The organism is Ochrobactrum quorumnocens, from assembly GCF_002278035.1.
Taxonomy (GTDB): Bacteria; Pseudomonadota; Alphaproteobacteria; order Rhizobiales; family Rhizobiaceae; genus Brucella; species Brucella quorumnocens.
Genome location: NZ_CP022605.1, coordinates 193,065 through 206,593, shown reverse-complemented (window position 1 = coordinate 206,593; position 13,529 = coordinate 193,065). Strand labels below are relative to the sequence as shown.

Genomic DNA, 13,529 nt, shown 5'->3' with positions numbered 1-13,529 from the left:
CCACAAATGCTCTGGTGCAATTTTACGGATTTGCGCCTGCCGATCAGTTGGAAATTAAGTGGATGTCTGATACGGAGCTGAGAGCGTGGCACCCGAGCTTCAATGCGAAGTACGGACCTTCCGCTGCAACCTACAAGCATGACGCTCCGGTTAAGGTTATTTATTCACCGAAAAAATGAAGCGATCGATTTGCGTCGGTGTAGTTTAACGATCCCCTGCACAAACGCACTTTAAACATGATAACTATCAACAGGCTTTGCGACCGGCAATTGGTGCCATCACATCAGTCCAGTCTTCGATGAATCTTTTCCGCTGTGCTCTGTTCTATGTTGCGAGCAGGACAGGGCTAATACAGACAGGGCGTTGGCTGCAGCCAATCTTCCGCAGGTCAAAGTTAATCCACGCAGGGCTCGACGCATGTTTGAAGGCATGGGCACGCTTGCAAAGACCGACAAGGTTGACGCTGCAATGCTGGCGAAAATGGGCTCATTGCTGAAACTGTCACCACGTCCGGTGCCAAGCCCCATCCACAATGATCTCAAAGACTTGCACTTGGCACGCGCGGCTCTGGTCAAAGATCGCACCGCAGCGAAGAACCGCGCCAAGGCGTTTTCCATTCCTCTGCTCAAGCGCCAGAATGCGGAAAGGCTCAAGCAGATTGAGCGCCAGATGCAAGCAATAGAAGCAGAAATCATAGCGATCATTCAAGTGGATGCACAATTGGCTGCAAATTTTTCTATCCTCACGTCCATACCAGGTTTCTCGACAATCATTGCCTTCTCCTTGATCATAGACATGCCAGAACTGGGGAGACTTGAAACCAATCAGGCCGCAGCCCTTGCCGGGCTGGCCCCAATGACGAGGCAGTCGGGCAAATGGCGCGGCCAGACCTTTATAGCCGGTGGCCGCGCCAATATCCGACGGGTCCTTTACATGCCTGCTCTGGGAGCTACCCGTTTCAATCCTGACCTCAAAGCCAAATACGATCAGCTCAGAGCAAAGGGAAAACCGCCAAAGGTCGCCATTACAGCCGTCATGCGAAAGCTCATCGTGCTAGCAAATGCACGCCTAAAAGCGCATCGCTGTTGGGCACCAAAAATGGCTTGATCAAGACGGATACTCTAGGTGTCGTCATTTAATTAATGCACGCCCTATGTTCTCAATCAGATAATCTATGTTTTGAGCATTTTGAGAAATTCGTCGCCAAAGCCAAATCATCAGGCACCACATAAGCCCCCATGCGATGGTAACGTCCGAGAGAAAATGGGCGCCAAACATTACGCGATTAAACGACGCAAAGAGCAAAACCGGTGTAATAACCGCAACTGCAATCGGACGCCATTTTGCGGGTATTAGTATAATCACTGAAAGTGTTGCCGAGGCTGTCGCGGCTTCGCCTGACGGAAAGGAGCAATTGCGGCTGCATTGAGCAGCGTATTGCCAAACAGGTGTAAAGTCCGCAGAGCCCCCAAATTCAAGCAGACTACGTGGCCGCGCACGAGCAAAAAAGTTTTTGAGAAACTGTACTGTAAGAAATGGCCCGATGAGAAAAGATAGAATGACAAAGAAAGCCTTGTGAGGTGGAAAAAGCTCAAATTTTCGCGGTTTAACCGCATAAAGAATGATCATGATAGTCATCAGAACAAGCAGATAAATCATGGCGCGACGGTTCGCATCGCGTATTGAGAGGAGAATTGGGCTCTCGGATAGTGGAAAGCTGCGACCGTTTGCGAAAATACGAGTGACTGCTAAATCAAGCGTAGGGAACATAATAAAAATCAAACTTGATATCAGGAGAAAGCTGACAGCGGGCGCAGTCCACCCTGAAAACCAAATGCTGTTGGTGTAGTCCACCCGATAAGGGGCATCGCTTGGGCTGGAAACTGTGTTTCGCATTTCGATAGCCTTGCAAAATTAACATGGCCGCGATTTGAACCCCGATTGTCAAGAAACGATGGAGAGCATATCTGCACCGTGTTAAACTACAGCAGCATGTCTGCTTATCTATTGTTTGGAAATTGCGCGTTGGTCTTTTCTCCGGCATAACTCCGACCGACGCAGCAAAGTTTAAGCAGAAGAAAATAAAGAATTTCGGAGCCCAGGGTGGAAAACAGTCTCGTTCTGATCGTAGAGGATGAGCCGGAGATCGCACAAATTCTCAGCGCTTACCTGGAGCGGGAAGGATACCGGACCGTTCGCGCTGCTGATGGTGAAACGGCGCTTCAACATCATGCCCACCTATCGCCCGATCTTGTTCTACTGGACGTACGCCTTCCGAAACTGGATGGATTTGCAGTGCTTGGTCGTTTGCGGCAGACTGAGAATACACCTGTGATTATGATAACCGCATTGGCGGAAGATCTGGATCGGCTGAGTGGGCTACGTCTTGGGGCTGATGATTATATCGTGAAGCCTTTCAATCCGCAGGAGGTCGTTGCACGCGTAAAGGCAGTGCTTCGCAGAACGAACGGAGCACAGCACGAAACAGTTCGACGCTTTGGTAATTTCGAGGTCGATTTCAAGGCGTACTCGGCTTTCGTATATCAGGGAGAAAGGCGCGTGACCTTACAGCTCACCTTAAGTGAATTTCGAATTCTTGCTTACATGATACGCCGCCCGACGCATGCCTTTGAACGTGCCGATATTCTCGACGCCTGTTTGCCAGAAAGCGATGCACTCGCCCGAACTGTAGACACGCATATCTCCAATCTCAGGCGGAAGCTGGAAGAGCTGGGTCAGATTGGTTTTTTCTCTGCGGTCCGAGGCATCGGCTATCGTTTCTGTGATCCAAAATGAAGTTCCCAACGCTTTCACTTGCCACATTAACCGCAATCATCATCACGGCAATGTTATTGCTGAGTGTTGGCTTGGCTTATCTGGGGGTTAACTGGTACGCATCCTATCTTGAGGAAGGGCTATTACAACAGCTACCCGCAGACGCGGCACATGCTTATCGGGATCTAAATGCGGGCATCGTGCCGGATACAGCAGCACTTAAGGAGCTGTTTCGATATCTCAACAGGTTCTCAGATCCATTGGATTGGAACGTTTATATATCGGTTCTGGTATCGGGTCTTCTCTCGGCGCTCATCTGTAGTGCGATTGGGATATATTTGGCGAGAAAAATTGCGCGGCCACTTGAGCAACTGACAGTGGTTGCCGAAGCGTTGAAATCAGGTGACTTTTCAGTTCGTATGACGGGTTCTCACAAACGCACTATGGAAGTTTCGAGCCTTATCGATAGCTTTAATGCGATGGCCACCAGCCTTCAAAATATGGAAAACAGACTGCACTTCAACAACATGGCCCTGGCACATGAACTGCGCACGCCACTCACAATTTTACGTGGCACGATGCAGGGCATGGTCGACGGCATATTCCCGATGGAAAAGAAGGCCTTGAGCAATCTTCTTTTACAAGCCGAAGGATTATCCCGGATTGTCGAAGACCTCCGTACTTTATCCTTGGCGATAGGCCAAAAGCTGGTCATGCACCCTGAGCAGATTGATCTGGCTCAGTTGATTGAAGGAGTTCTACATTCGGCTGAACCGATGCTCGATACAAACAATATTAAAGTGTCAGCAGAACTGCCGCCAACCGTTGTTCTGGTTGATTCACAGCGCATAAGACAAGCTATCCTCGCACTTGTCGAAAATGCTTGTCGTTATGCTGCGGAAGGCGCGAGCTTACGATGCGAAATTGATAAGTTGGCTGACGGATTTCTGGCTATTCGGCTTCTGGATCGAGGCCCCGGATTTCCGGACGATATGTGTGGGGTTGAAGTGAAACCATTTTGGCGTGGGGAAGTGTCCAGATCACGCGCCACTGGCGGCACGGGATTGGGTCTTTCGGTGGTGCAGGCTATCGCTGTCGCGCACGGTGGAAGGCTCGAGTTGCAAAACAGATCTGGCGGTGGCGCCTCACTGTCAATTATCCTCCCCGGAATGGATGATGACACTCGGTAGAGCGCGTTTTGCTGCGATTAATGCAACTCGTGCTCTTATGAACAGATGCGATCGAAACAGCTTAAGCAGCTTCTATATCCCGAAGTGGCGGGTTACCGTAAAATCGACTGTACTCGCGACTAAACTGCGAAGGGCTCTGATATCCCACACGATGGCCCGCGGTACCGGCATCGAGCCGTTCAACCAACATTAGTCTCCGCGCTTCATTAAGCCGTAATTGCTTTTGATATTGAATTGGTGTCATGGCAGTGATTGCTTTGAAGTGATGGTGAAATGATGAGACACTCATATTCACGTATTCAGCGAGTTGTTCTATCTTGAGGTGAAGAGCAAAGTTCTGCCGAAGCCACGAAATTGCACGTGCTATTCTGTTTGCCTGGCTATCGATTGTTGCAATATTGACAAGCCGCTCGCCATCCGTACCCGTCAGCAATCGGTATAGAATTTCCTGTTCTAGAAGAGGCGCCATAATGGGAATTTCACCGGGTGTTTCAAGCAAACGTAACAACCGGACCATGGCATCAAGAAGTTCAGTAGGCGCCGCGTTTACAGCAATTCCCCGTTTCGCCTCCGTTGAGATTGAATTGCGGCGAATATCCATTTGTCCGAGAAGGTTCACGAGCTTCTCACTATCGATTGCTAGCGACAAGCATAAGTGTGGTGCTTCAACGCTCGCCTCCGAAACACGCCATGTTACGGGCAAATCCAGCGACGTCACCAGATACTCACCTGTTGTGTAGTTGATTGTTGCAGATCCGAGCTGCAAAGACTTGGCGCCCTGAAGGACCATTGCGAGGCACGGTCTGTAACTCCCGTGACATGGAATGCTTGGCGTCGAGCGTCTGCTTAGCGAAAGCCCCTCGATGGCTGTTCGGACTTCACCGTCTTCCTTTACAAAGCGAGCCGCCAGTGATGCAAGTTCGCTATAAGCGTCTGCCAGTGATCTCATATGGGCCTCGTTTCATAACTGATTGAACCGCCACTTACTTATGCCTGGCTGTTCGACTTGCGAGAGGATACACCAATTTTTGCAGGATCGTGCAAGAAGCTTGTAGGATCGGTCTACCTTATTATGCGAAAATCGTTCATATTTCAGCGTCCCTTCTCTCCCCAGTTTCGCTTCGATGATTGGAGTTTATTATGGCTATTGCAAGAGGTTATGCCGCAACTGATGCGGATCAACCCTTGGTTCCGTTCACATTTGAACGTCGCGAACCAAATGCAGACGATGTGGTGATTTCAATTCAATATTGTGGAGTTTGCCACTCTGATATTCACACCGTTCGCAACGAATGGAAAAATGCAGTCTACCCGATTGTACCAGGTCATGAGATCGTTGGCGTTGTCAGCGCCGTCGGTTCCAACGTGACCAAATTCAAAGTAGGCGATAAGGTCGGCGTTGGTTGCTTCGTTGATTCCTGTGTAGGCTGTGCCACGCGTGATCTGGACAATGAACATTATCTGCCCGGTCTGGTGCAGACTTATAACAGTGTCGATGCTGACGGAAAGACGCCTACTCAAGGCGGTTATTCCGATCAGATCGTCGTCAAGGAAGGCTATGTCCTCTCCATACCCGACAATCTGCCGCTTGACGCGTCAGCTCCTCTTCTTTGTGCAGGGATAACGCTCTATTCGCCGCTGCGCCATTGGCAGGCCGGACCTGGCAAAAAGATCGCGATTGTTGGCATGGGTGGCCTTGGCCATATGGGCGTCAAACTGGCAAATGCCATGGGTGTGCATGTCACTGTGTTGAGCCAATCGCTTTCAAAGAAGGATGACGGACTGAAGCTCGGAGCAAAAGAGTATTATGCTACCAGCGACAGCGAGACATTCGAGAAGCTGGCCGGAACATTTGATCTGATCATCTGCACGGTTGGTGTGGCGATTGATTGGAATGCCTATCTTGGATTGCTCAAAGTGAATGGCACAATGGTTGTCGTTGGAGCGCCTGAAGATATGGTGCCGGTCCATGCCTTCTCGCTCATTCCGGGTCGTAAGAGCCTTGCTGGCTCGATGATCGGCTCTATTAAAGAAACACAGGAAATGCTTGATTTCTGTGGCAAGCACAATATCGTCTCTGAAATTGAGAAGATTAATATTCAGGACATTAACGAAGCTTACGAGCGTGTTCTCAAAAGCGACGTGCGCTATCGGTTCGTTATCGATATAGCGTCTTTGAATGCGTGATAAAAAAAGGGCGGCCTTTTGGCCGCCCTTTCCTTTGTTTTTGTAACCCTCTCAATGGGTCCCAACAGCCTTGCCATAGATGCGGATGACATTGCGGACGGCTTCGACCATCAGCGCATGTGGGGTTGCTTCGACCTTGCCTGAGGCAACAGCCGGATAAAGCGTACCGAGATACTGACTGATCAGTGTTTCCGGGATTTTGCGACCTTCAAGACGCTTCATGAGTGAATTGACGGCAGCGGTCGCTTCAGGATGTGGCCAGTAATAGCGAATGCGGTCGCTATAGGAGAAATGACGCTGAAGGCGCAGCTCGCTCGCATCGCCATGATAATATTTCTCCCAGTTCTTAGGCTCGTTGAGGAGGAGCTTTTCAAGCTTGCCGCGAACCGTCTCTTCTTCCGGCAGCTTGTCGAGAAAAGCTGCAATCTGGTCAAGACCATAAAGTGCTTCACGCAGCGCGAAGGTGAGGCCCGGTCCGACTTTCAGAATGGCAAAACCGTCATGAACGAGATCGGTAAGCGCTTCTACCGGCTGATAGTCGGTTGAGTGCGCTTCAAAGATAAATTGCGGCATTTCATTGAGCGTGCTGCTCAGCGCTGTAGCCTTGTCGCTATCATAATAGACGACATTCTCATTGCCAAATTCCACACCCGGCTGCACGACAACACCGATGGCACGTGCAAAGGCATCTTCCAAACCAAGCGCTGCAAAAGCCTTGCGGTGAATAGCAACGGTTTCAAGCGCTGCTTGCGGTGTGGTCAGTTCCAGATCTTCGATTTCTTCCATCGCGCCGCCGGGGATAGGAACTTCCGTACCCACAATATAAACCGGCAGATCAAAACCGGATTCAGCGGCTGCTTTTTCTGCGACCCTGGCAAGACGCGCTGCGCGTTCCGCAGTGATTGCATCCGGCAGAGCGACCGGTTCACCGGCGCAGCCCATGGAAGTATCAAGATGGATCTTGGTGAAGCCTGCACGCACAAAGCCATCCATCATGATTTCGGACTTCTGCATGGCTTCTTCTGCGGGAAGATGCTTCCACGGATTTGGACCCAGATGATCGCCACCCAGAATAAGGCGCTTGGTATCAAAGCCGAGGCGGGCTGCAATGTCTTCGACAAAGCGGCGGAAATCAGCCGGTGTCATGCCGGTATAGCCGCCATCCTGATTGACCTGATTGCAGGTGGCTTCGATCAACACGTCGGTTTTGGTTGCAATGCCTTCAAGCAGGGCTGCTTCAATGACCACAGGATGCGCTGAGCAGATCGAGGTGATGCCACCACGTGCGCCGCTCGAAAACCGTGCGGGAAGCGTGCTCAATGTCTGCGTGCTGCTCATGACAATGCTCCGTTATTTGCAATGAAGGCTTCGATTTCTGCCAAGGTGGACGTTCCTTCCATTGGACCTTTGACCCCGACCGCACGCGCACCCGTTGCGTTGGCGAGGTGTAGCGCATGTGCAGGTTTCATGCCGCGCAGCCAGCAAGTGACGAAAGCTGCTCCGAAGCTATCACCAGCACCGGTCGGATCGATTTCTTCGACCTTGAATGCAGGTGAAGAGATTTCACCAGACTGGTCGAAATAGCTTGCACCATCAGCGCCACGCTTGACGACGATCGCCTTGATGCCGCGTGCCAGCAATTCTTCTATTGCAGCCTTTTCCTCTGTCGCCTTGGTGAAGAGGAAAATTTCCGCACCGCTTGGCATGAACAGATCGGTGTTTTCAAGCGCATGGGCAAGGGCTTCGCGCATGCCGGGCAATTCGAGCATTTCCTTGCGGATGTTCGGGTCGAAGGAAACCGTGCCGCCCTTAGCCTTGATGCGGATTGTCGCTTCATGAATGGTTGCGACAATGCCATCGGAAAACAGTGCCGAGCCCATAATATGCAGATGGTCAGCGGTTTCGATCAATGCTTCTGCTTCTGGAGTCAGATCGATTGCACTGCAAGCGCTGTGCTTGATATTGAATATGAAATCGCGATTACCATCCGGGCGATAGCGCACGAAGGCGCTGCCTGTGGCTGCGGTCGGATGTATGCCGATGGCCGAAACATCAACGCCGTCCCTTTGCAGTCGCTCAATATTGAGCGTACCGAAATCGTCATTGCCAACGGCACTGACGATGCCGCACGGCTGGCCCATTTTTGCGGCCTGATCAATGAAGATAGCAGGTGCGCCGGAGGCAAACGGCCCGATCAGCGGAATGGCGCTCCTGAAACCGTTACCAGTCTCCACGGCCATGATCTCAACGACGATTTCGCCGATGGTGATGATCTTTTTCATTTATGTATACCGCTGCTTATGTTCTGACGGACTTTGAACGGACATCGAGCCAGACGGCGACGAGAATGACGACCCCTTTGACGATGAGCTGATAGAAATAAGGCACTGACAGCATGTTCATGCCGTTGTTGATGACACCAATGATAAGCGCGCCGAGGATGGTGCCCACCATGGTGCCCACTCCGCCTGCAAGCGAGGTTCCGCCAAGAACGACAGCTGCAATTGCATCAAGTTCGTAGCCCATACCGGCATTTGTCTGTGCGGAGGACAGGCGCGACGAGAGCAGAATGCCGCTGATGGCTGCCATGACACCGGAAAGCATGAAAACAATGATCTTGATGCGATCAACCCGGATGCCGGAATAGATGGCGGCTTCCTTGTTCCCACCTGCCAGGTAGATTCGGCGGCCGAATACAGTCTTAGACAGCAGGATATAATTGACGATGAAGAGGACGCCGACAATCCAGATGATAATCGGAAGGCCAAGCCAGGTTTCAGAACCGATGGCAAGCCACGTGTCGTTCTCGATGATTTCAGGTGCGCCATTGGTAGGCAGGCTGACCATGCCGCGATAGATGCCCATCGTTGCGACGGTGACGATGAAGGACGGCAACATAAGCTTGGCCGAGAGGACACCATTCAAGCCGCCCATGATCGCACCCGCAGCCAGTGTGAATATCACTGTTGGCGCAAACCCGAAGCCCATTGCAAAGGCCTGAGCTGCCACCATGCCGGATACAGCAATGATGGAACCAATCGAGAGATCAATTTCGCCGAGCAGGATCACATATGTCATGCCGTAAGCGGCAACCGCAATTACGGCCACCTGCTGCATGATGTTCATGAAATTGTTGAAGGCGAGGAAGCGCGGGTTCAACACTGCAAACACGACACAGAGCACTACCAGTGAAATGACGATGCCGCCATATTGGCGGATCATCGGGGAGGAGAACAGCGAACGGCGGACTTCCGCGTCCGCTGCTTTTTTCTGAATTTCTTGTGCGTTGCTCATTTTTGCATTCCTGCTGCATAGCTCATGACGGTTTCTGGCGTGAGGTCATCGGCATCAAGGACAGCGGCGACATGCTTGTTATGCATGACGGCTACGCGGTCACTGAGACCAAGCACTTCCGGCAGTTCGGAGGAAACCATCAGGATCGCCGCGCCATTGGCGGCTAGTTCACGGATGATGCGATAGATTTCGAATTTCGCACCGACATCGACGCCGCGCGTTGGCTCATCAAGGATCAATATGCGTGGCTTCATCTGAAGCCATTTCGCCAGCACGATTTTTTGCTGGTTGCCGCCGCTGAGCGAACCCGCGATCGTATCAAGCGAAGCGGTCTTGATGGCAAGACGTAGCACTTCCGCTTTAGCACCAGAGCGCTCTGCGGATGAGCGCATCATACCAAACGGGCCTGCGAGCTGACCAAGCGCAACCATATTGATATTGCGCTCGACGCTATGAGGCAGGACGAGACCTTCTTCTTTGCGGTTTTCAGTGACAAAAGCTATGCCGTTGCGGATTGCATCCGTTGGTGAAGCCAGGGTAATTGGCTTATCATCCAGTATGATTTCGCCGGTTGGCTGAAGCATGCCGAACAAGGCCTTCATCACATCCGAACGACCTGAGCCGACGAGGCCGAAAAGGCCCAGCACTTCGCCCGGTTTTACATCGATTGAGACATTGTGAAATTTACCCGGCACGCTGAGGTTCTTGGTTGCCAGAATTGGGGGGACGATTGCCGATGGACGATGAGCCTCGCGCGGGGGGTAGATGTCGGTCATCTCACGCCCAACCATCAACGCAATCAACTTATCGATGCTGGTCTGATCTTTTTCCGTGGTCGTTACATATTCACCGTCACGAACGACAGTAATGTCATCAGAAAGTCGCATGATTTCTTCCATGCGATGGGAAATATAGATAACGGCCGTGCCACGTGCCTTCAACCGTTCGATGATCGTGAAAAGGATTTCTGCTTCGCTGTCGGAAAGGGAAGACGTGGGCTCATCGAGGATAACTACGTCTGCGGGCTGGCTCAACCCTTTGGCGATTTCTACGAGCTGTCGCTGCGCAATTGACAGGTCACCGACTTTCGCGTGCACATCGACCGGCAGACCGAGCTCATTGATCAGTTTGTCGGCTTCCGCGTTCAGTTCGGAATTGCGGATGAACCCAAAGCGACTTGGTTCATTATTAGCAAAAATATTCTCTGCAACGGAGAGGTTGCGGCAGAGACTTAGCTCTTGAAAGACGATCGAAATTCCATGGGAACGGGCATCAAGCGGGTTCTTGGGCGCATAAGGCGCACTCTTGAGTATAATCGTGCCAGATGTTGGTTTGAAAACACCGGCCAGGATTTTCATCAGCGTGGATTTACCCGCGCCGTTTTCACCCAAAAGTGTGTGCACACGCCCACGACGCACAGTCAGGTTCATGCGCTTAAGCGCAATTACCGAACCGAACGACTTAGCGATGTCGCGGATCTCCAGCACTGTATCGGTCATCAAATTCGGGCTTATATCTTTTGCGGAACTGGTGGCTGTCATTTTAGGCCTCCGCTCTCCGTTATACTGCAGATGAGCGCGCTAAGAAACGTGGAACGCTTAAAGTCTGCTGTCAATGAGTGCGCAGCGGCAGCTCTGGCGTGTAGTGTCGCTCAAGCTGCCGCGCGCGGAATGGAAACGGCGGCTGGGAGGAGTGCCGCCGTTTCACGCGGTGTTACTTGGTTTCGCCGTCTTTGGTGACAACGCCAGGTACGATTGGCTGTTTGGCCGGCACGCTTTCGCCCTTGATCACTTTGACAGCTGTTTCAACTGCAACCTTGCCCATCTGGTCTGGATACTGGGCGATAACGCCAACCATGACCGGATCGTTTTTCACAGCGTTTCGGGCTTCTTCCATGCCATCAAAGCCGATAACTTTTACCTGCTTCTCAAGCTTGGCAGCCTTCACCGCGGACGCCGCTGCGAGAGCTGCGTCATCGCCAAAGCCGAAAATGCCGACGATGTCGGGATTGGCCTGAATAATGTTCTGAGCGGCAGACAGGGCTTCAGAACGGGTGATGCCTGGCTGTACCGATACGATTTTGATGTCCGGATAGTTAGTAATGGCTTTCTTGAAGCCTTCAACGCGATCCACCACCGACTGTACGGTCGGATATTCGATGACTGCAACATCGCCTTTTTCACCAATGGACTTTGCCATCAGTTCACCAGCTTTTTCACCGCCGGCGAAATTGTCAGTACCAACGAACGATGTCACCTCAACATTGTTTGCAGGGACGTCAACGGTAATGACCTTGATGCCTGCCTTCTCAGCCTTGTTGATTGCCGAGCGTATGCCCTTGCTGTCAACCGGCGAGATAATGATGACGTCAACGCCCTTAGTGATGAAATCTTCGACATCGGCGAGTTGCTTGCTCAAATCCTGATTGGCGATAGACACTTCGAGCGGCACATTCTGGGCCTGCGCTTCCTTCTTCATCGCGTCTGCGAGCGAAATGTAGAAAGGATGCTGCTGGGTAAGGAGTGACGCGCCAATGCCTTCAGCAGAAGCAGCACCCGCCATCATAGCGATAGCGACACCGGAAAAGAGAATGCGGCTGAGCGATTTGCGAAACATGATTTCCTCCGAATAGAACCGGCATTTGCCGGATCGTCCTTCTGACTGGGGACACAAATAACATCTTCCTGCGGGCTCAAGACTGTTTCCAATCTTGAAACCTCCCTGAAGGGCAGGTTCCTTCACGAGCCCAACACCGAGCTTTCCTTAGACATGATAGAGCTTGTTCAACGAGTCAATATAAAAATTATCACGTGTAAAAATTATAACGATTTAAAGCCTGTAAATTCACCGATTTCCGTTGAAATTCTCATGGGAAATCAGGGGCAAAACGGTGCGAAAGATAAATTCGTGTTGCTTCTATGTAAAAATAAATTTACGCATAGAAAGAAAATAGGCCTGTCAGTTAACAGTTCTGGCCGGATCGGGAAGAGCGTATAATGGGCGATAACAGGATCAGGACGATGGAGGAGTTTGCTGTTGCAAGCGGCCTGTCTCGTCCCACTGTGTCTAAATATTTTGACAATCCTGAGAGTGTTAAGCCTTCGACCCGGGCCCGTATCGAAAGGGCGCTTAAAGACTACAATTATCAACCCAATATCTTTGCTGTCAGCCTTAACAGGAAGAAGCCAAAAAACATTGGCGTCATTGTTCCGCATATTTCTGACCCCTTTTACGCGGAAATAATCCGTCAGATCGAAATGCGTTGTCTGGCTGAAGGCTATTGGACAATTGTGTTGTCCTCGCATGGGGACAGAAAGCTGGAAGCACGCGCTATGCGCACGTTGATGTCGCTCAAGATTGCGGGCGTTCTTATGGCGCCGCTCGGTTTTGATACAGACGCCAAACTGCTGGCCAGCCTTTCGAATTCAATGCCGGTAGTCTTCCTCGATAATCGTATCAGCGAAGATCAGCCTTTTGTCGGCACTGATAATCGTCAAAGCATCGGTAATATAACCGAATATTTGTGTCGTACGGGAGAGCATCCATGTTTTTTGGAGATGCCTGCCGTTAATCAGAATGCGCTCGACCGTCGTGCGGCTTATATTGCAACTATGGAACGACTTGGAACTGAACCCATTGTTCTGCCAATGACCGCCAAGAACTGGAATTTTGAAGAGCTTGGATATCAGGAAGCAGGGCGAATTCTTGATCGTGGCGGCTTTCCAACCCGAACTGTACTTTGTGCGAATGATCGCCTTGCCTTCGGCGTGATCTCCGCTGCATTTGAACGCAGACGCCATGTCGGACGCGAAGAAGGTTGTGATTTCCGCGTGGCTGGCCACGATGATCACCCTCTTAGTCGCTTCACTTGTCCGCCTTTGACAACTGTAGCGCAGGATTATCGCAATATTGCTCAGCTCGGGCTTGATATGCTGTTCTCACGTATCAATGCCCAAGAAAGCGGTGCCGCCATTGAAACGGAAGTGCGCCGGCTTGATAGTCACCTTATCATGCGCGGTTCAGCCTGATGCTGAATTCAGATCGTTAGTTTGCAGAGAGATTACCACCAAAGTCGTATATCGC

At 51.3% G+C, this 13,529-nt stretch carries 12 protein-coding genes; 5 read left to right on the top strand and 7 right to left on the bottom strand.

What is annotated here, in order from left to right:
- Window positions 1–363 precede the first annotated feature (363 nt).
- On the top strand, window positions 364–1,107 hold the full coding sequence (locus CES85_RS23005; RefSeq protein WP_244923360.1) for a transposase: 744 nt from the start codon (window positions 364–366) through the stop codon (window positions 1,105–1,107).
- 24 nt (window positions 1,108–1,131) lie between these two features.
- Here CES85_RS23005 and CES85_RS23000 read toward each other — a convergent pair whose 3' ends face one another.
- The gene (locus tag CES85_RS23000; RefSeq protein ID WP_095448172.1) at window positions 1,132–1,896 is read right to left on the bottom strand and encodes a phosphatase PAP2 family protein; all 765 of its coding nucleotides are present in this window, start codon (window positions 1,894–1,896) and stop codon (window positions 1,132–1,134) included.
- Between the two features lie 207 nt (window positions 1,897–2,103).
- Here CES85_RS23000 and CES85_RS22995 point away from each other — a divergent pair, with 207 nt between their 5' ends.
- Window positions 2,104–2,796 carry a response regulator gene (locus CES85_RS22995; protein WP_095448171.1) on the top strand — a complete coding sequence of 231 codons (693 nt, stop codon included), beginning with the start codon at window positions 2,104–2,106 and terminating at the stop codon, window positions 2,794–2,796.
- Window positions 2,793–3,965, top strand: a complete 1,173-nt coding sequence (locus CES85_RS22990; protein WP_095448170.1) for an ATP-binding protein — start codon at window positions 2,793–2,795, stop codon at window positions 3,963–3,965. Before CES85_RS22995 ends, CES85_RS22990 begins: the two co-directional genes overlap by 4 nt.
- A gap of 61 nt (window positions 3,966–4,026) precedes the next feature.
- On the opposite strand, the gene CES85_RS22985 is transcribed toward CES85_RS22990, so the two are convergent.
- Entirely contained in the window at window positions 4,027–4,914 is an 888-nt protein-coding gene (locus CES85_RS22985; RefSeq protein ID WP_095448169.1) for an AraC family transcriptional regulator, read from the bottom strand.
- A 191-nt stretch (window positions 4,915–5,105) separates the two neighbouring features.
- Between CES85_RS22985 and CES85_RS22980 the strand changes: the two genes are divergently transcribed.
- Complete coding sequence (locus CES85_RS22980; RefSeq protein ID WP_095448168.1) at window positions 5,106–6,152, top strand: NAD(P)-dependent alcohol dehydrogenase; 1,047 nt, start codon at window positions 5,106–5,108, stop codon at window positions 6,150–6,152.
- A 51-nt stretch (window positions 6,153–6,203) separates the two neighbouring features.
- Here the strand turns inward: CES85_RS22980 and CES85_RS22975 are convergent, their stop codons facing one another.
- The 5 genes from CES85_RS22975 to CES85_RS22955 all read right to left on the bottom strand — a co-directional run bounded on the left by CES85_RS22975 (window position 6,204) and on the right by CES85_RS22955 (window position 12,011).
- The gene (locus tag CES85_RS22975) at window positions 6,204–7,490 is read right to left on the bottom strand and encodes a D-tagatose-bisphosphate aldolase, class II, non-catalytic subunit (RefSeq protein WP_095448167.1); all 1,287 of its coding nucleotides are present in this window, start codon (window positions 7,488–7,490) and stop codon (window positions 6,204–6,206) included.
- Window positions 7,487–8,434, bottom strand: a complete 948-nt coding sequence (locus CES85_RS22970) for a tagatose kinase (RefSeq protein WP_095448166.1) — start codon at window positions 8,432–8,434, stop codon at window positions 7,487–7,489. The genes CES85_RS22975 and CES85_RS22970 overlap by 4 nt, the downstream gene beginning before the upstream one ends.
- A gap of 16 nt (window positions 8,435–8,450) precedes the next feature.
- Window positions 8,451–9,374 carry an ABC transporter permease gene (locus CES85_RS22965; RefSeq protein WP_094573771.1) on the bottom strand — a complete coding sequence of 308 codons (924 nt, stop codon included), beginning with the start codon at window positions 9,372–9,374 and terminating at the stop codon, window positions 8,451–8,453.
- A 68-nt stretch (window positions 9,375–9,442) separates the two neighbouring features.
- Window positions 9,443–10,987, bottom strand: a complete 1,545-nt coding sequence (locus CES85_RS22960; protein ID WP_095448165.1) for a sugar ABC transporter ATP-binding protein — start codon at window positions 10,985–10,987, stop codon at window positions 9,443–9,445.
- A 172-nt stretch (window positions 10,988–11,159) separates the two neighbouring features.
- Entirely contained in the window at window positions 11,160–12,011 is an 852-nt protein-coding gene (locus CES85_RS22955) for a substrate-binding domain-containing protein (RefSeq protein WP_404904580.1), read from the bottom strand.
- 431 nt (window positions 12,012–12,442) lie between these two features.
- Between CES85_RS22955 and CES85_RS22950 the strand changes: the two genes are divergently transcribed.
- Complete coding sequence (locus tag CES85_RS22950) at window positions 12,443–13,474, top strand: LacI family DNA-binding transcriptional regulator (protein ID WP_094573764.1); 1,032 nt, start codon at window positions 12,443–12,445, stop codon at window positions 13,472–13,474.
- The last annotated feature ends 55 nt before the right edge of the window (window positions 13,475–13,529 follow it).